The following is a 19,111-nucleotide window of genomic DNA, read 5'->3' as shown; positions in this document are numbered from 1 at the left end:
AATCGAGGATCTAGAAATCCTCATCAACTGAATCGAGCACGGTAGATTGATTGAAGCTGGTATCGTCTGCTTGGATACCTGAAACCCTAAGTTTTTCAAGTTTGCTGGACAGATCTTGAATCAGTTTCTGACAACGAATCTTCTGATCTTCTACTGTCAGACTTGATGGATCAATAGGTGGTACTGAAGTAGAATCCTCATGAGCAACTGACTTTGATGCTGCCATCAAACTAGTAAGGGCGAATTCATAATCTCCCTCTTGGTACTGAACTTTGCCCCAGCAGTAATTGAATCGGGGACTGTTGCTGTTCTGTACCCTTGTAAGCTCATCCTTAGCCGCACTATACTCGGCAAGATCAATGTAGCATTCTGCAGCATCAATAGAGAGACGCTCCTTCAGCTTCGATGGGCATTCATCATTATCTGCCGTACGAAGAACCGCGAGACCACGGACTTTATTTCCCTGAGCAATAAGGATTTCTCCCAACAAAATCTGTGAATAATGGTTCTTGGGATCAAGCCTCAAGCAGTTGTTAAGATTACGCTCACAGTCATCGAGTTGTCCTAGTTGAAGCTGAGCCAGGGCAAGCATTCTACGAAGCTTGGTATCGTTTGGATTCTCAAGAACTGCGTGACGCAAGATACTGGCAGCATTAGTATAATCGCCAAGCTGCTGGAGAAAAGATGCTAGTGCAGTAACGTCCGACTTTTTGGAAGACTTCTGCTGAAGAGCTCTGTTGGCATATTCTTGAGCAAGAGTTGTATTGCCTTCTTGAAGCCTAAGCTTGCCAATCCGAGAAATCAACCGAATATCATCAGGTGCGAGTGAAAGAGCCTTCTCAAGGTGAGCCATAGCTACGGCAGTATCACTTTCTGACCGTGCAATTGCGGCCATGGCAACGTGGTAAGGCGAATAGAGCTCACCATCAGGTACGCCGGCCAAGATCCGCCTGGCTTCAGGGAAGTTCTTTTCTTTGAGGATCAAAGAACGAACTTGCTTGAAGGTGGACTTCAAGTGACCTGGAAGCACAAGAGCCATAATAAAAACCATGAGCAATTGCACAATAGCATGATTTTCATGCTGAGGTCAACTGCGTATGAGCGCGCCCTCACCTATGAAGCTACAGCAGTGACGTGATTCGCAATTTCCATACACCTAGCTGAAATGGTTAGCATCATGGATGTGCATGTAGAGGCTGACGAGTCGCCTGGACTGTTGCGAACGGAATGCCATATCTTTCCACCTGTGATAGCGCCTTGGCCATATAATCAGGCCCATCCCAATGTAACGCACACATGCGCACGACGGAGTTTCCGATGCATCTGTACGACGACAATCAATGCATGATATGATTTTAAGCGTACAAAGGAATTATAGGTTTTCCGCGAGATCCCAACATGATATAGCATAACCTAACATCAGAAGTTCTAAGCATTAAGTTGCAACTTGGTAATCGTATTGACCTGACTAGTTACAAGCCAAACGCAGGCGACCTACTCTTGATGCTGATGGATCTCTTCGAAGCTTCTGTGCCGTGGTCCCAACGTTATGCATTAACAGCTGCATCTGAATTAAGCAAGGCGCCACCAACAGGGACGTTCATTCAGCAAAGATCCAAACCATTACAAGATCGTTAAACGATGCAAAATATCAAGAGATCTTCCTTAAACATCCTGGACTCTTTGGTATGACTTAAAAGCTCCGCCAGTTTAGGCCAAATGCTATCGAAAAGAGTATCCGACGGCACATGGGGAACTGATGGGGGTCAGTAATGTCCTGAACGGCTATGAGTTGAGGATCTTCTTTCGCGCGGTCCTCTTCTCCTTCAAACACAGAAGTTCGGCACACAAGCTTTCCTGAGTGGTTGCCAAATCGCATGGGGAATGGGTGCATGGTTTCTGACAACAATCAGCCCAGAGTTGGAACTCAATCAATGAATGCTTGGCACTGTACAATTTCTTGAACTACAGCAATGTGCTCTTGAGAAGGTTATGCGAATTTAGAATAATTGGATGTGTATCCCTTGAAGCCAGGATGCTTGTCTGATGTTCAAGATCTTGATCATAACCTGCCAGTATTCCATACTAGGATTCAGAAGGCACTCAAAAGTCCTAAGCCATTCAACATCAGCTTCATGTTCATCCTTTTCCTGCCAGGTAGCTTTCGCCGCAGCTCAGACTACCTCTGGTTGAGTACGTGCTTAGCTGATAGTGGCGACTACTACTTTGTTGACTATCCATTATCTTCCACTGTAGCAAAGCTGAATTCCGAGTTCTTTGATTCTGACTCGCTTCTTCAGGTACGGCGTGAGTTCATCTATGGCAGCGCTTCCCAGCCGAACTCAAAGCTTGGCATCGCCTATGAAGACTCGATCATGGGAACGTTTCTTACTCAAGTAAGGCAGCATCACGGCTTCCATCTATCCGAACGAGACATCCTTCTTCAAACACTGGTCGTAGGCCATAGCCAGGGAGCCGGTCATGCAGCAGTGATGGCCATTGACTTCGAACTCTGCGGTGTTCTGCTTATCGCCGGGCCTGCTGATTCCTATCAGCAGTTTCCATCTGAATGGACGGGGATGAAGGTAACCACTCCTAGCAGTCGACTCCGAATGTTTCTTCATGCTGAAGACAGGCATGCAAGGATGTGCTTGCATCATGCAACGATGTTGGGTTTGAAGAGAGTTGATGTGCTTACTTCGTCGACCTCACTAGAGGACATCCTGCTTAGTCAGGTTGTAATTGACACAAGGCCACTCCCCCCGTTAAAATCCCATGATTGTCTTACATTAGATACGGAAATGAGAGATGACCTCAACAGCCTCTACCTCACAGGAGTTATTAGGCATTATCAGGCGCATCTTCGTTCAGTAAGTTCCAGGCTTGAGCTCTCTCGTGTTGACTCCTTACCGGCTTCTTCGTTATGATTGATCTGATTCCAACCAGTTCAGCCTCCTCTATGTCGCCTATCCAACGCGATTCTAACGTTAATCAAGAACTAACCCTTTTGCCTGGCTTGGATGGCGACGAGGTCACTTCCCAACTGGAGACCCTCATGGAGCTTGTCAATCTTGATAGCACAGTTGCAGGCCGTGAAAACAGTCTCGAATACAATACATTTACTCAGATTGTTTCACTCACACCCAAGGACGCAGTAGAACCTATTATTGATGTATCGGAAGGCGATGACGGTGAACACGACGTCGCGCCACAGCCAGCAAGCTCTGAACTCGTAACAGAACCGTTTACCGAAATGGAATCTGAAAATGCTCACAAGGCATTGTTCAGCTTTCTATTTGAACCCAGTGAATCTTCACAGGACTGTGAATCAACCGAATTGGTCCTTTCTGATGACCTGGTCGAGGATCTCCAAAATCTAAAAGATAGGATGCAGCATCGCTACAATGTGATTCGGCGTAATCTCTTTAGCAGTGTAAATGGTCATGGTTGAACCTATTTTTTTGCTGAGTCCTCCTCGGTCTTTCTCTTCGGTCGTTTCATCTATTCTCGGGCAGCATCCAGAACTCTATTGCTTCCCCGAGCTACACTTGCTTTATCGAGATGACATCGGGCATCTACTATCCAATAAGTCAAATATTAAGTATGCAAGATTTGCACCAAGTGGACTTTTGAGAGCCATCGCTCAAGTTCATGAAGGCAAGCAAGATAGTGCTGCCTGCAGCCGCGCTTGGATGTGGCTTGTTAACAATCAGTCAATGACTAGCAAGGAACTTTTTGAGTATCTCTGCCAACCATTTTATCCTAAGGCTTGCATCGAAAAGTCTCCTCCGAATACCAAGACAATTGATCGCATGGTCAGGTTATTCAAGTTTTATCCAAATGCCAGATTCATTCACTTGACACGAAGTGTTGTTGGAGCTTCAAAGTCCTTGAAAGAGTTCTTCGAATTTCGACGCACAGTTCATAGTCCTGCCGCAGGACATCCAATGGTCAAGGAGAACTATGCATTAATGTGGTATGCAATGCATCGAAACATCCTGAAGTTTCGCTCCATTGTTCCACCGTCAAACTTCCTTACAGTTAGTGGTGAAGCAATTCTGTCTGATCCAAGAATAGTTCTTCCTCAGATCTGTCGCTGGCTTGGTGTTTCAAGCGATAGCTCATGTATTGATGCGATGCTCAAGCCTGAAGAATCACCCTATGCCTTTTATGGTCCACGCATGGCACCTTGTGGCAATGATCCTAAGTTCATTACTAATCCGGAATTTAGGCAAATGAAACGTAAGAAATATTCTCGTGAGGTTGTTCGAGAGTTTCTTGCATCAAATGGTAAGCCTGCCTTTACTAGCTACTATTTGAACAAGCTTGAGGATGAAGATGCTATTGCGCGCTTAAAGTCATGGGACTTCTCCATGCTTGAACTGGTTATGGACATGGAGGCACAGCTTGGATACGCTTAAACAGTTAAACCTACTTTCCGTTTCGCTTCCTATTGGAAGTCATGAGACGTGCCAAATTCTGGCTGGCCATCATTCCCCCAATGGGGTGGGACTTTGGATTATCCTTTCCTCAGATTCTTCGCGCAAGCTTGTCTACTGTACACCTTCAAATTCAGATTCCTACTTTGTTCTCCCCTATAACTTCCTATACTTAGGTTCATCCTCAAATGGTCAGCTCTTTTTTCTTGCTGATGGCACTGAATCTGCCGCTCCAATCCTGTATGTTATCAGTTACCAACCTAATTCTGGGATCGCCGTAACCAAGACGCATCTGCATCTTGATCATGACCAATGGGCCAGACTATTTGAGATCTGCCAATCGCATAAACCAGGATCTAACGATTCGACGCTTCATGACTCTCCGTTGCTGCATGACAACGTCCTAAACGAGTCAACCTATCCAAGCCTATTTGTAGCCTACCATAGCCTACGTGATGTTCTCCTCGTCAAAGCCGTCCTTCAGCAGGGAGCATTTGAACTCACGTCCAAACCGGCACTATTGACTGCCATTAAAACAGTTAGGACCATGTATCCCAATCTCACAGTTGTGGATGCTGTCGAGATTGGAAGTGACGTTGTTGCAGTTGTTGCAAACGACTCTTCGATCAGAACACTCAGTTGTGGCGTTGAGTCCCGGCTATTCATATGCAATGGCTCACCCACTCCCAGTCTTGTACTTGGACGCCCTATCTTCTCAATCGACAACAGACTATCAATATCTCCTGAATCGTCAAATCTGATTTACCCTTCATTGGGCCTGGTGCTGGCATCACCCTCCCGCATCTCAAACACGCCACCAAAGGAGGCTGCGCCCTCTTTCAATGTCTACTCAATCAATTACACGACTTCAACACTATACTTCTCCGAAGACTTTGGATCTACATTCACCCTTAGCGGAAGCATAGTCCATCACAATAGTGACCTTGTCCCTACGTTAACTCATCACTTGGATGATTCGCAAACTCTCATCTTTTCTTCTCGTCTTGACAGATCAGAAGTCTATTTCATAGACTTCTGATCCGCTACGGCTCATTTACCTTGGATATCAAAGAGCTAGTCGCGTTAGGATACTCCCGCATCTATTCCTGAAGCCCCCACTTTCAGGAATGATGACGCCCCCCACAATCTCACTCCCGGGGGTGAGGGACAAGACCAATGTGTCATTACAGCGAGGACGTCTAGCTGCAGTCTTCTGCCCAGCAGGGTGCTGATGTCAGGAGGAGATGGTGCCCGCCTCCGAGAAGGAGGCAGAAGGCTAGGGCGCTGTCGACAGTTCACGTTGTGCTCGAAACCGCTGGTCTCAACGACATCGAGCCCGGCGCCTACGGCCGGGAGGTCGGCATTTCCCTGCGCACTCTCAAGCGCTGGCGGCGTGCCGTCCTGGGTGGTGGGGACGGTCAGGACCACCACAAAAGCAGCACCCGCGATAGCGCTCACCGCCTGAGCAAGGAGGAACACCGGCAGAACCTGCTCACTTCCCATCAGCCCGCATACGACTCGCTGCCACCAGGACAAATCATGCCCGCACTGGCGCGGATCAGGACCTGTTCAACTCCTCCGGAGAACACTTCGTCTTCGGCTCCGAGTCCAGCTGTTACTTGGGCGCTGCACGCGCATGGTCGGGCCCATCGCTGAGCCGTACGCAACAGCCATAGGAGCCACGGCCCGGTGCCGCGCCTGCGAGCGTATCGATCCATTGCTGTGTGGTCGTGAGACATCACCTGTCTGCCCACCACGGTGCGGGGTGTGGCTGTTTCTCTACCTGGTGATCGACGTCTGGAGCCGCTGGTTCTGCACGCTGACCACAGCAACGCCTTGCCGCAGGCTTCTCGCGAAGATGGGCGGCACCACAACACGCTCAAGTTCGTACCACCCCATCAGTGGCATAGCGACCAGGCACTGATTGCAGCTACCACGTCCGCGGCAGAAACGTGTTCCATCCTGTGAACCAGCAAATCTGCCAATCTTGTCATTGATGCTAAAAGCTGGGTTTCAATGATGCACTCACTCGATGGGATGCGATTCAATGCATGAGAGATTCGGATGGCATGGATCTTTTGGGTTTAGGGGAAATGGATAGTTCATGTGGGTGAACTGTCGCGCAGCTAACATCAGCATCCGTGATTCCATCAAACAAAGAATCATCAATGGAACGCAAAGGCTCCATAGCCACAGCGATCACCCAATCGCTGCAGACAAGTCCCTCTCCGGCGAAGCTCAGCGTTGAGAAGGAGGCAGTAAAAGAATATGGAAGACCGCTAATCACGGTGCAGTCCGCAGGAATGTCGATGGAAAGCAAGCGGAAATCCGCCTGTACAACTGCTCCACCAAAAAGCTTGAATCCGGCTTCGTATATTGCCCAGACACAACAACAATACTGATCCATCTGCCAATGATGTGGCGGGATGGGGAGCGGCCAGCGCATAAAGGCGAAGATGGCTGTCCAATCATGCCCAGAGATGTGTTCAATATCGACACCAAATGGCTGACTATCAGTAATGCCAACGAGAACCAGGCCTTTGGAATGGGAAACAGAAACATGTAACTCGTTGAGAATCGCCTGATGCAGATAGAGTTTTGGTGGACGAGCTGGGAGACCATAGAGGGAAAGCTCTTTAGCGGCAACAGGGGACAACTGAAGCCATCTCCATAGCAATAACTTAGCGGCAAGCCGGCTAGTAACATAATCAGAAACTCTTGAAGGGTGATTACATGCCGACAGATATCTCTGCTCGCAAGAAGATAGATACTTGTGTGAGAGTTGTTTGCTCAAGAATGGGTCAACTGCCCGTACAAGCATTAGTTGCACTGATCAATCAACCTGACTGAAGATTTGCTTTGAGGTGGCATCAGCGCTAGCCAGAATCGCCATGATGGTTCGGCTGTGCTCCAGCAGCAGCTGCTGCTGCAAAGCTGGATCCTCCTGTGAGCCAACCAATTCAGAAGAGTGGGAATGAAGGGCAGAAGCCCGGATGCCAGGTGAATTTGATTCAACAGGAGAAGGAATGGACTTCTCCTCCTCGATAGGTATCAATTGGGCTGTTGACGCCTGCCGATCTGTGTTGGCAGCAGTCGGGGAATCCGTAGACAGGGAAGCAAGAAACTCCTTGAGACCTGTGGAGTTGTACTGAGGGATCTCGGAGAGAACTGAAACAGCAGCGGCAGGCCTCGTCACCATCGTCAAGCCAGTCCTATAGCGCTCAATAAAGAGGCCATCGAGAGCATCAAGGTCTAGGTCTAGACCAGACGTCCATAAGGTTGCTATCGATTGCAGGAAGGCAGTGGTGCTGTCTTTACGAGAGGTGCCGAGCGAGACGGCGACGATATCAGAGTATTCAGAAAGAGCTTCTTTAGTGTAACTAGTCAACGTTGTATTAGGACCCAACTCAACAAAGTACCTGGCTCCATCGGCATACATATTCCGAATTGTTTCCTCGTATCTAACAGGATTAACCCACTGGTCAATGAAGATGCGTGTGCCCTCTTCATAGTCATTGGGATAAGGCTGAGTGGTCAGGCAGCTGTACACAGTTGCATGATGAGGCTCAATCCTTATAGAATGAGGGAATTGGCTGTAGAGCCTTCTGTGAGTTTCAGCTCCTTGCTGAAAATAGCGAGTATGATAAGGCCGTGTTAGAGGAGTTGGCAGCAGAGATCCACCTGCGGCGAGCACATTCTCCTCGAGCTCCTTGCTGAAGGCAGCCTCAGAAAAGACAATACGCTGCGAGCGACAATTATCTGAAATGAGTGACCATTCACTACGACGTTCAAGGATCTCCTTTAGCTGGTTAGATTCAAGACCGGAAATGGCGAACGTAGACCCTTCGGGAAACTCATCGATTGAATCTGCCTGAGAAAAGAAATCATGAATCTGCCTTACTCTCGTCCGAAGGTCGTCTTCGTTCTTCATTGTGGTAAGACTGCCTGAAAGCATTACTGCATTCGATTCTCCTTGGCTATGACCAATAAGCTGGTCAGGCCTAAGTCCAATCCGAGAGGCAATCTCGTAGAAAGACATCAGGCAAGCAGCTATGATTTGCGTGGCCGAGTCTTGGGCAAAAAGAAGTTCCATTCGCTTTGCATTGGCCGATTTAGCACAATCAAGATCTGCGTTCGGCATACTGGTAACCAAGCCTAGTGAAATATCACGATCCAAGGCTCCGTCCATGAAGCTGTACCAATAGGAAAAGAGATCAATACTCTTTGTGAGATCACTAAGCATTTCTGGAGACTGAACACCTTCTCCAGGAACCAGAAATGCAACCTTACCCTTTGAGCTTGTCGACTCCGAATAGATAAAGTTACGTCCACGATGTCCCTGAGAAGATGGGTTGCCACCTAGCCAAGCAGATGCATCCTGCAACCCATCACTGAGTTTCATGAGTGACGGCGCAAAGACAACGAGCCTGAGCGAAGCCTCTGCGGTCTGCTCCTTGGCAGGCGATCTGCGGATGAGAACCGCCTGCTGGATCTCATCAACATCAATGTCAGCGATCAATGACTGCAACTCGGAACGGGAGCTTGCCTCCAGAAAGGCTGCTCGACCAATCGTTGTATAACCATACTGCTTGTACTGAAGCAACCCACGGTACGTTCTTCCAGAATGATCAGTTGCAAGGGGGGCCCCTGAATTCTCAGCGGTATCGGGAGTGTGTGAGACTTGGTATGGGAACAGAACCACTGGAGACGAATTTCGTTGATCTGGGGCGGTAAACTCCTGAAGAAGCAAGTGGCCGTTAATCCCACCAAAGCCAAACGAATTGATGGCAGCCACACGTGGCTTGGATGGTGAATGCACCCAACGTCGCAATGTGCGATTGATATAGAATGGAGTTGAATGGTCAGCAACAGCCTCTAACGGATCCGGGCAGATCGAAGGAGGAATTAGCCTGTTCTGCAAAGCAAGAGAGATTTTGATAATGCTAGCCACCCCCGATGCGGGTATCGTATGGCCGATTAACGACTTGATTGATCCAATGGCAATGGTTGAAAGACCACGATGACAATCACCAAAGACCTCAAGCATTGAGGAGAGTTCTGTGTTGTCGCCATGGGGGATTCCCGTTGCATGAACCTCCACCAAGGAAACATCCGACGGCTCAAGGTTACATTTTTCGTAGGCCCGTTTCATCGCGACGACTTGTCCTTGGCGGTTTGGAGCCAACAGCCCTTCGCCCTTTCCATCACTGGCCAGTGCAACTGATCGAATGATGGAATAAATCGTATCTCCAGACTGCACAGCATCCTCAAGGCGTTTTACTGCAACAAAGCCCACACCTTCGGAAAGAAGCGTTCCAGATGCGGACTTTGACATCGGGAAAATTCCCTCTTCAGACAACGCATTAATCGTGCAGAATAATTGATAGATAGGGAAGTTCATTGTAGCCTGGACACCACCTACCAACATCAAGTCGGCATCGCCAGCGTCCAATTGCTTGATTGCATGATCAATTGCAATCATGCCAGACGTACAGGCACCATCCACAAGGTAATTAGGGCCAAGGAGGCCAAGCCTGTTGGCGATTGTTCCAGAGACTACGTTAGATATCAGGTTTGGTGTTATAGCGGGATCACAAACCAACTCATAGGTCGATGAAAGGAGTGAGCGTAGCTGCTTTCTGCGCTCGCCTTTCAGAACAGCCCCGACAGAATCAGCAAGGACATCAATGAAATGCTCCATGATCATGCCGTTCATCAACGCCCCTACGATGCCTCGATGAGGATGGTCTCCCATCCCAACCACCACACCTGTACGCTCATGAGGAATCCAATCCGGAGCACGTCCGCGTAAGCCATCAGCCATGGCCTCGGCGGCCACTTGCAGACAGAGATACTGGGATGGGTCTCCTTCAACTAGGTTAGGAGGAAAGGCAAACCGAATGGAATCAATCCAGCTGTTATTAGCGATAGATCCATACTTCTTTGTATAGATTGTAGAGTATGATTCGCGCGGATTAGATCTATCTTGGAATTGGTTGTAGTAAGCCCGAGACCAAGAATCGCTCATTTCTGTCAGAAGTGATTCACCCCTGACGAGTGCATCCCAGTATGATGAAGTATCTTTGATTCCCGGATATCTGCAAGCCATGCCTACAATTGCGTAGCCCTGCATAGAAACCTTGTGACTCATATCAGGCTAGCATGAGTATGTCCAGACGGGAGTGTGGGAACACCGCCAAAACACGGAGACAACATGGCGGGGGGCAGATAGCGTAGGTCTTACCGCAAGACGTACTGAATGGTCCGAATGAGAGCAGGAACCCTGACGCAACCATGACTTCTCCGTCTCCATTCGTGGCAGGAGGGGATAGCCAGGCCCAGCGATGCGTTTACACGAGGAGTGACCTGGTTAATGCTCTCGGTAGTCAATTCATCGCGATACAGCAAGCCAACAGCTATTCCTAGCAGAATCACTAAAATGTGAAAGTCATCTTGGTTACCAATCATTGAAATCATGCTGTTGACTGGCATCGATTCAACCGTGCTAGGCCAAGCAAAATGACAGGGCCCATGCCGGTAAACCTCAACAATCACAGGAGCATGCTGATGCCTTCGCTGGCCAACTTGATCTGACAAGTGGTCAAAGCCATCGCCTCAACCCAGGCCCTCTCTATGATGTCTGGGTCAGTTCAGCCTGGGTTGGTTGAGCCCATGGACCAGATGATCTGTGACCTTGCCACAGATACTGCGGTGCAGGAAGTACATAGGAGAAGATGAAGGGTGGTGCAGATAACCAGTGACCCCACCAGACCGTTCGATTGACCTTTAGTCATTGTAATCACAAGCCCGTGAAGGACTCATCAAGTCGAGTAGGGAGACAACACCGAGAATGATGTTGCTTCTATGTAGACTGATAGGAAAGACCCTTTACAGCTGCTGTCCTTTACCTATCAGTTATCTATCAGTTATCGGCGTTATCTCATCGCTTGAGAAATGCAAGGATGGCCGCTCCCGTCGTACTGCTAGGCTTTCCGATGCTGGTATGCATTGCCTTATGATCATACCCATGAGCCGAAAGGGATGCATTGAAAGCGGAACATCCATTCAGCGTATTGGCGAATGACCTGATTTCGGCTTGCTGACTCTTGGGACGTTGCGTTGAATACATGATCATCACATCGGTGGGTGATGACTCTTTCGGGCATGATGATTTAACAAGCTGAGCGGGAACCCATTTGGCGATAGTAGAGTTCTTACCTGAGCCACTTACGGCTTTCTTACCAAAGATAATCGCCAGACTGTCCTTGTATCTTCCAACTTTACCCGTGTACCAGTTCGAGTCATTCAGAATAAACTTCTGATATGCATCTGCTGACGTTCCATACTGTGGACTAGTGGCAAGAAGCGATGCCAGGTATGCACCTGCTGAATGTCCCATGATGGCAGCATCATTCATCGAGCATGATGGGTTGACCCTTCCAAGATTGCCCTTGAGCCATGCAGTGGCAGAAGACAGTGCAGACATTTGCTGCTCGATCAGACCTGGGATGGGACGCCCGTAGACTGGATAATTGAGTGAGACAAGGCAAAAGCCATTACGATTAAAGAGTTCCGGCATAGAGCCGACGCTCCTCTTATCTCCTCTCATCAGAGAACCTCCGTGAACATAGACTAGTGTCGGGCATGGACGTCCGGAAGTTTGCTTGCATGGATAGATATCAAGCTTGTTACTGCCAATTGGAGCGCCCGAGATCAATGGAGAGTAAGCAGTTCCACTCGTCGACACATTGACTGGTTTGGATGCTGCTGATTGCCTTTGTCCCTCAACGCGACGCTTGAATGGCCGTGCCATGGCACAACTTGAGAGCATCGTATCCATCAGAAGAAACGCTGTCAGCATCAAAAGATGGAACCTCAGCTTTCTTGGTGACTTACCAGAAGAAACTGCGGGCAATACAGAAGGTTGATTGGCAGCAGCGGCATTGAAAGAGCTCGACTTTGGGGCCATGTATGGGTGTGCCTCAATACGTGAATGGTCAGAACTTGTCATAACTAAATCTTCCATGTGATCACCCTTGATGTGCGCCATTACGGTGTTCAATGCGAACTCGGACATCCTGAGCATCCTACAGGGCTTGGCGAAATGCACCATGGAAGTGGCTTCGATGAGTCATCCGATCGATGCGTGTGGACATCTGCCTCAACCCTTGATCTTAAACCCTGACACCTTCTCTCGCAGTCACTTTCAGGCAACGACAGCTGCAGAAGGATCCACAATGGCTGACACGGTTCTGGTTTTCGGTTGGTCTTGGTCACAGCTCCGCCACGACAGACACATTGGGGTCACTTTCACCACGAACAACTCCTCCTCAATCCACGTTCACTACCAGTATTGACTTTCTTTGTGGGGCGTGGTTAGAAACTGAACAATGTGCCGCCAGCCTTGACGATAACGTCGTGACAACTGTCACTCCTGGGCTGCTCTCCAAGCTTCCCAGGGCAAGGGTGCTGCCAGAATCCGTATCGGCTCTTCTGGCGGCTTCTTGATCCACACCACTTCTGGCTCGCGCCAGCAGAGGCTGGATCGGCGCCATTGCAGCGGGTGTTAGTGGCGGGCCTTCTCGTAGACATGGGTGTGATGTCAGCCGATGTCGACAGCAGGGGGTCTCTGGCGCTGGTGGGGGGCACAAACCTGACGTCGCTGTGGCAGTGCTGCCCGCAGCGCGGCTCGCTGGGTCTGCTACCAGGTGAGCAGAATCAGCTGGCGATGACGGGAGGGCGCCGCATGGTGAGCAGTTCAATCAAGGCAGCGGCTCCTCCATCGCAGGATCGCTCAGTGATTTCCGCTGCTGCAACAGGTGGATCAGCAGCACGGTACCCAGCGCATTGGACAGTCGTCCTGCATTGGAGCTGCTTTAGGAGTTGAAAGACTCGCTAAGTCGACCAGTGCATCTCAGAGCCCCGGCTTGTTCATCTCAGCGAGAAACTTCTCACGGGTTGCGTGACTTGGCCATGGATTCCTCGTCATTGCCGCCTCTCGGCAGCTTGTCGGCCAAAACCACAGCCAAGTGATGAGATCACAAAAGAATGATCAGGGACGGTGCTGTGTTTTACTGTGTTCTTTTTTACTGGGTTCTTATTGTATTCTGGGACTTGGGTCGGTCAAGCCTGCCCGTCGGTAAACCTAGGGGTCGCCACACCATCGGATCTGTGGCAGTAGCGGGGATGGTTCATGCGGGAATGTTCATGCATTGTAGCCATGCATGGACCTGACTTGACAGTGACCGCCCCCGACGCCTTGGTTCTGATCCGTTCAGGGTGTCGTTGAGCGCATGGTGTTTCCCTTCCTCACCGGCCATGGGGCCGCTGCCTTCGGCTCCAGCTTCACGGCCATCACCCTGGCCGAGCTGGGCGACAAGACCTTCTTCATGGCCCTGATCCTGGCGGCCCGCCATCGGGCCCGCTGGGTGTTCATCGGTTCCTTTGCGGCCCTCACGGCCGTCACGCTCATCTCGCTGGGCATGGGCTATGGCCTGCGAGAACTGCTGCCAGCCAGCGTGGTGCCGTGGCTGGCAGCTGCGTTGTTTCTCGGCTTCGGCATCAAGCTGTTGATCGACGCCCAGGCCATGGCACCGGGGGCTGCCGCGGCTGAGGCCGGAGATGCGGAAGAGGCCGTTGAGGCGGCCGAGCGCCGCTACCGGATCACCACACCGCTGGCAGTGATCTGGGAATCCTTCGCGCTGGTGTTCATCGCCGAGCTGGGAGATCGCACCCAGTTCGCCACCATCTTTCTCGCCACGGCGCCCTCTTTCCCCTTCGGCGCGCTGCTGGCGGGCACCCTGGGCGGCCATGCCCTGGTCACCGGGCTGGCGGTGGGAGCCGGCAAGTGGATCGGCCAGAAGATCAGCGAGCAGATGCTCTACCGGCTCAGTGGCGGTCTGTTCCTGGCCTTCGGCCTGTTCGCCCTGCAGCAGGCCATGCGCTGAATCCCGCCGGCTTGCGCTACGGATCACCGCGCCAGGCGGGTCAAGGGGCTGTGGATCGAGGGGCCCGACGCATTGCCCCGGTCGTGTCTGTTGCGCAAGGTGTCGGCGCCCCCTGGCAGAGGCGGCCTGCGCCGGCTCACCACGCGGCAAACTCTCCAGACGACCTCTTGACTCTCCAGCTGAGAGGAGACCATACGGTGAGGCTCACTGCCTGATCAGCCATGACGCCCGCCCGCCTACCACCACCTGTGCGGCTGCATCGCATCGCCATCTCCGGCCACGTCTGCCCCTATGGCGAGCTGGCGGTAGGCCTGCTGCAGGAGCTGGGCATTCCCTACGACGACCATCTGCTGCTCAGCCAGGAGGAGGTGGAGCGCTTCAAGGCGGCCCATGGGGTGAGCACCACCCCGCAGGTGTTCGCCGCGGGCGAACGCATCGGCGGCTACTCAGAGCTGGCCCGGCGGCTCGGGGTCAAACCACGCCAGCCGGGGGGTCGTAGCTACAGGCCAGTCATCACCGTGTTTGCCATCGCGGCGCTGATCGCGCTGGCGCTCGGCAACGGCGCGGGGGGCTTCATGGGGATGGCGCTGGCGCTGCTGGCCTGCCTGAAACTGATGGATCCACCGGCGTTCAGCCGTTCCTTCCGCAAGTACAACGTGCTGACCCGGTGGCTGGGGGGTTACGCCAGCGTGTTCCCCTACCTCGAACTGCTGCTGGGTCTGGCGCTGCTGGCTCGCCTCGAGGCCGCGCCGATCGCCCTGCTGGCGCTTGCCATGGGCCTGGAAGGTGGGGTGTCGGTGATCAAGGCGGTCTATGTCGACAAGCTCGACCTTGATTGCGCCTGCGTGGGCGGCAACAGCCGCACCCCACTGGGCCTGGTGAGCGTGCTGGAAAACGGGGCGATGGTGGCCATGGGGCTGTGGATGCTGCTGAGGGGTTGAAGGGCAACGCCACGGCGTGCCCGGCAGGTTCCGCAAACCTGGAGCCACACGGCAGCCCGCAGCCCACTTGACTCTCCAGTAGGGGGGAGACCATACGGTGGGGCCAATCCAGCCCGACCCCATGCGCACCTTCCCTGCTCCCGCCGCATTGATGGGCCTGGCCACCGCCCTCGTGCTGGCAGCCCCCGGCCTGGCCCAAACTCCCCCGGACCTGCAGCGCCACGCAGACCACCACGGGCAGCACGGCGACCATCACGCCGTACCCGGAATGACCGGCACACCGGGCAACACTCCCGCGGCCAGGCCAGCCCCAGGCGATGCCGGCCATGACCATAGCCACCACGACCACAGCAGCCACGCCCATGACGTGGGCCCTGCAGGCGCCACCTACGACCTGCGCTTCATCGACGGCATGGTTCAGCACCACACCGGGGCGCTGCGGATGAGTGAAATCGTCTTCGGCATCGGCCAGCCGGGCGTGGGGGCGCTGGGCAAGGCGATCTGGCGCGATCAGGCCAATGAGATCCGGGCGATGGGCCTCTGGCGCCGGGCCTGGTACCCCCAGGCGCCCGTCTATCCCGTGGCGCTGGCCAGCGGTGGGGATCCCAACAGCCTCAGCGGCCTCACCCGTATGAGCCAGGCCCAGATCGACGGCATGCGCATGATGGGCGCGCTCCCTACACCGCAGAACCGGGTGGTGTGGTTCCTCGAAGGCATGCTCGACCACCACGGCGGCGCACTGGTGATGGCGCACGATGCTCTGGCCAAGAGCACCAACCCCACGATCCGTCGGTTTGCCCGCGGGGTGATCGTGGCGCAGCGCGCCGAAATCATGGAGCTGCGCCGGATGCTGGCTGTGGAGGGCCTGCGCAAGCCTGAGTACTACCGCTACGACCCCCTGTTCCGGCTCTGATCAAGTCCCGCTGTACCGCAGGCTGAAGCCCCCAGCAGAAAAGGAGAGAGATCGGATCAGCCTGGGGCCCCGCCGTGATCAGTTGCAGCCCTGCACGGAGATGCGATAGCTGAAGCCCAGGGCGCCCGGGTCGTTGCTGGCTCCCACCTTGAAATTCATCTGGCTGGCCTGTTTGCCCGGAATGGCAGGGAACGGACCGAACATGCGGCCTCGGCCGATCGGCGGGTTCATCGATTCATTCACCACCTGAAGGTTGGAGCCATCGGTGAACTTCATGAAGGCCTCCACCGGATAGGTGGCATTGGCGTCGGAAGAATTGGCGGTGAAAAAGAACTTGAAGCTGCTGTAGGGCTGATCAACGATGAAATCGGTGTTCCAGTTGGTTTTGCCGAAGATCCTGCCCGCACCCACCGACTTGGCCACGATCGGACTGCCCGTGCCACCAATCGGCTGCAGAAACCGGCACGTCTGCGCTGTGGAGGCGACGCCAGTCGAACCGATCAGCAGCGGCACAGCCAGCAGAGGAAGCAGGCGGGAGAGCATGAGTGGCATGCGAGTGGCGGCGATCGTAAGGCGCTGCTGAAACGTTGAGAACGTTTTACCTCCATGGCCTGAGAACACGCTCACAAATCCCCCCTCGGCCGTCGGCCCCATCCACGGCGGCGGCCCAGCAGAGCAAGGCGGCTGTCGGGCTCAGGGGCTAGGTGATCACCAGTGACTCAGCTCGCAGCGTCGTCAGCTTCCCCGTCCTCGTCAGCGTCACCGTCCTGCTGCAGCTCCAGATTGACCACCACCGGCGCATGGTCGCTGGGCTGGTCGTGGCCCCGCTCCCCCTTGTCGATCACGCAGCCGGTGGAGCAGGCGAGCAGCTCCGCACTGAGATAGATGTGATCGATCCGCCAGCCCCGGTCGCGGTCCCAGGCACCGGTGCGGTAATCCCACCAGCTCCAGTGGCCGCTGTCGGGCTCGAACACGCGGAACACATCCACCAGCCGCTCCCCCAGCGCCGCCGTGAGCGCCTCGCGCTCCGCCGCGCTGGCCATGATGCCGCCGCTGAGGCGCTCAGGATCGTGGATGTCGCGGTCGTCAAGGGCGATGTTGAAGTCACCCACCATGCAGAGCGGATCGCCTTCCTGCTCCTGGGCCGCCAGATAACGGCGCAGGCAGCTGAGCCAGGCCAACTTGTACGCATACTTCTCCGACGTCAGCGCCGAGCCGTTCGGCACGTACAGGTTGAGGATCCGCACGCCGTCCACCAGGGCGCTGATCACCCGCTTCTGTTCCCCCAGCGCCACGGCTTCGGGGTCGCCGGGCAGCAGGGCCTCAAAACCGACGCACACCTGCTCGAGCGGCAACAGGCTGAGAATCGCCACCCCGTTGTAGGCCTTCTGGCCGCTGATCACCACTGCGTAGCCCAGGGCGGTGAAGGCTTCGGCGGGGAACTTGCCATCCTCCACCTTGGTTTCCTGCAGGCACAGCACATCGGGCCGCTCCCGCTGCAGCCAGGCGGTCACCTGTTCCAGTCGCATCCTGATGGAGTTCACATTCCAGGTGGCGATGCGCATGGGCGGAGGCGTCAGTCGAAGACCCCTAGCATTGACTCACGTTCCGTCACCTCAGGTCACCCGTCATGGTCCGTCCCGTGGCTCTTGCGGCCCTTGCCGTGCTCGCCGTGCCGCTGACGATGCCTGAGGCACGCGCTGACAACCCCTACGCGCCGCCCACCAAGCAGCAGAACGTGTTCGACGGCCCGGGCGAGCGGCCCAAGAGCGTGCTCGATGCCACCAACCCGCTGGAGCTGATGAACCAGCTGCGCCGCAGCAGTGCCATGGACAACGCCACACCGCCGGGCGACGCCATCGACCGGGCGCTCAGAGAGATGGAGGCGCAGCCCACGCCGGGTTCTGCGGGAGTGAAGGGGCCGTAGGAGCCCCAGCGCCTGTGGCCCCATCCGGGCTGCTGATGGACGGCGCCGGCGGATCGCTGGTGGGGGCCGGGTTCTTGGTGGCTGTTCCCTTCGTTGGCCGCTGCAGGGGTTTCAGGCCCCAGCTGGCGGCCACCTGATCCACCCGTGCATCCCATTGCTCGGGTTTCATCGCCCGGGCCTTGGCGATCAATTCCAGCGCCAGCTTGCTGTTCCCCTGCTGTTGTTTGAGCAGGGCACGGGCCAGCACAGGCCGCACATCGCCGGGGAAGCTGGCGGCAAGGCTGCGGTAGAGGCCATCCGCCTGCTCCAGCTGGCCGCGCTGCAGCATCAGGTCGGCGAGGATCAGGCCGATCGGCAGGGCCTGGGGCTGGAGCTGCGGCTTGGTGGCCGCCACATAGGCGCTGGTGAGGTGCGTCTGGGCCTGGGCGCCGCGCCCCTGTTCCAGCTGCAGCAGCGCCATCAGCTGCAGGGCCTCGATGCGGTCGGACTTGAGGTTGAGCAGCTGACGCACTTCCCGTTCGGCGCCGGCCCGATCGTTCTGGTCGCGGCGTAGCTCCGCCAGCAGCAACCGCAACGACCAGCGATCGGGCTGTTGATCCGCCATCGCCTCCAGCAGCTGGGTGGCCTCCGCCGGTTGCTCCAGCGCCAGCAACAACTGCAGCAGGCGCCGCTGCTCCACATCACTGGCCTGGCCATCGGCCTGTTGCTGCCGCAACCGCAGCATCTCCTGCTGCAACACCTGGCGGGAACGGAGTTCGGCACTGGTGCTGGGGCCTTGCCGGCCAAGCCACCAGCCGCCGATGAGCGAGGCCAGCACCAGCAGGGCCACGCCGAAGCCCGCCAGCAGCCCGGAGCGCCTGGAGAGGGCTGAGCCGACGGACGAACGGGGCGACATGTGCAGGGGTGGCTGCGGCAAGTCTGACGCCTGAAGGCACAGCTAGATT

Annotated in this window: 14 protein-coding genes; 7 read left to right on the top strand and 7 right to left on the bottom strand. The window is 54.4% G+C overall.

Annotated features, from left to right (window positions below):
- Positions 1–10: 10 nt before the first annotated feature.
- Entirely contained in the window at positions 11–1,015 is a 1,005-nt protein-coding gene (locus ACWJI3_RS01125) for a tetratricopeptide repeat protein (protein WP_480202548.1), read from the bottom strand.
- 1,024 nt (positions 1,016–2,039) lie between these two features.
- Here ACWJI3_RS01125 and ACWJI3_RS01120 point away from each other — a divergent pair.
- From ACWJI3_RS01120 to ACWJI3_RS01110, 3 genes are read left to right on the top strand one after another with little or no spacing between them, the layout of a single operon-like run.
- Positions 2,040–2,927, top strand: coding sequence for a hypothetical protein (locus tag ACWJI3_RS01120; protein ID WP_480202547.1), 888 nt, complete (start codon positions 2,040–2,042; stop codon positions 2,925–2,927).
- Positions 2,924–3,451: a hypothetical protein gene (locus ACWJI3_RS01115; RefSeq protein WP_480202546.1), complete on the top strand. Its 528-nt coding sequence runs from the start codon at positions 2,924–2,926 to the stop codon at positions 3,449–3,451. The genes ACWJI3_RS01120 and ACWJI3_RS01115 overlap by 4 nt, the downstream gene beginning before the upstream one ends.
- Positions 3,438–4,421 (top strand): sulfotransferase family protein, encoded by a 984-nt coding sequence (locus ACWJI3_RS01110; protein WP_480202545.1) that lies wholly within the window; start codon positions 3,438–3,440, stop codon positions 4,419–4,421. Before ACWJI3_RS01115 ends, ACWJI3_RS01110 begins: the two co-directional genes overlap by 14 nt.
- Positions 4,422–6,483: 2,062 nt before the next feature.
- On the opposite strand, the gene ACWJI3_RS01105 is transcribed toward ACWJI3_RS01110, so the two are convergent.
- The 3 genes from ACWJI3_RS01105 to ACWJI3_RS01095 all read right to left on the bottom strand — a co-directional run bounded on the left by ACWJI3_RS01105 (position 6,484) and on the right by ACWJI3_RS01095 (position 12,516).
- Positions 6,484–7,095, bottom strand: coding sequence for a 4'-phosphopantetheinyl transferase family protein (locus tag ACWJI3_RS01105; RefSeq protein ID WP_480202544.1), 612 nt, complete (start codon positions 7,093–7,095; stop codon positions 6,484–6,486).
- A 177-nt stretch (positions 7,096–7,272) separates the two neighbouring features.
- Positions 7,273–10,590: a beta-ketoacyl synthase N-terminal-like domain-containing protein gene (locus ACWJI3_RS01100; protein ID WP_480202543.1), complete on the bottom strand. Its 3,318-nt coding sequence runs from the start codon at positions 10,588–10,590 to the stop codon at positions 7,273–7,275.
- 789 nt (positions 10,591–11,379) lie between these two features.
- A complete protein-coding gene (locus ACWJI3_RS01095; protein ID WP_480202542.1) occupies positions 11,380–12,516 on the bottom strand; it encodes an alpha/beta hydrolase in 1,137 nt (378 codons plus the stop codon).
- A gap of 1,216 nt (positions 12,517–13,732) precedes the next feature.
- Here ACWJI3_RS01095 and ACWJI3_RS01090 point away from each other — a divergent pair.
- The 3 genes from ACWJI3_RS01090 (at position 13,733) to ACWJI3_RS01080 (ending at position 16,240) form a co-directional block, all read left to right on the top strand.
- Positions 13,733–14,386, top strand: a complete 654-nt coding sequence (locus ACWJI3_RS01090) for a TMEM165/GDT1 family protein (protein ID WP_480202541.1) — start codon at positions 13,733–13,735, stop codon at positions 14,384–14,386.
- Between the two features lie 221 nt (positions 14,387–14,607).
- On the top strand, positions 14,608–15,327 hold the full coding sequence (locus ACWJI3_RS01085) for a glutaredoxin family protein (protein ID WP_094510884.1): 720 nt from the start codon (positions 14,608–14,610) through the stop codon (positions 15,325–15,327).
- Between the two features lie 121 nt (positions 15,328–15,448).
- On the top strand, positions 15,449–16,240 hold the full coding sequence (locus ACWJI3_RS01080; RefSeq protein WP_255099534.1) for a DUF305 domain-containing protein: 792 nt from the start codon (positions 15,449–15,451) through the stop codon (positions 16,238–16,240).
- Between the two features lie 78 nt (positions 16,241–16,318).
- Here the strand turns inward: ACWJI3_RS01080 and ACWJI3_RS01075 are convergent, their stop codons facing one another.
- Both ACWJI3_RS01075 and xth read right to left on the bottom strand, forming a co-directional pair.
- The gene (locus tag ACWJI3_RS01075) at positions 16,319–16,783 is read right to left on the bottom strand and encodes a hypothetical protein (RefSeq protein WP_233132804.1); all 465 of its coding nucleotides are present in this window, start codon (positions 16,781–16,783) and stop codon (positions 16,319–16,321) included.
- 176 nt (positions 16,784–16,959) lie between these two features.
- Positions 16,960–17,805, bottom strand: coding sequence for an exodeoxyribonuclease III (gene xth / locus ACWJI3_RS01070; protein WP_094510887.1), 846 nt, complete (start codon positions 17,803–17,805; stop codon positions 16,960–16,962).
- A gap of 65 nt (positions 17,806–17,870) precedes the next feature.
- On the opposite strand from xth, the gene ACWJI3_RS01065 reads away from it, so the two are divergent.
- A complete protein-coding gene (locus ACWJI3_RS01065) occupies positions 17,871–18,167 on the top strand; it encodes a hypothetical protein (protein ID WP_255099535.1) in 297 nt (98 codons plus the stop codon).
- Here the strand turns inward: ACWJI3_RS01065 and ACWJI3_RS01060 are convergent.
- Positions 18,112–19,062 carry a tetratricopeptide repeat protein gene (locus tag ACWJI3_RS01060; protein ID WP_255099536.1) on the bottom strand — a complete coding sequence of 317 codons (951 nt, stop codon included), beginning with the start codon at positions 19,060–19,062 and terminating at the stop codon, positions 18,112–18,114. The two genes, ACWJI3_RS01065 and ACWJI3_RS01060, sit on opposite strands and share 56 nt — an antisense overlap.
- Between the last annotated feature and the right edge of the window lie 49 nt (positions 19,063–19,111).

Source organism: Marcopretia estuarina LEGE 06307, assembly GCF_056633115.1.
This window is presented reverse-complemented; position numbering and strand designations above follow the sequence as displayed.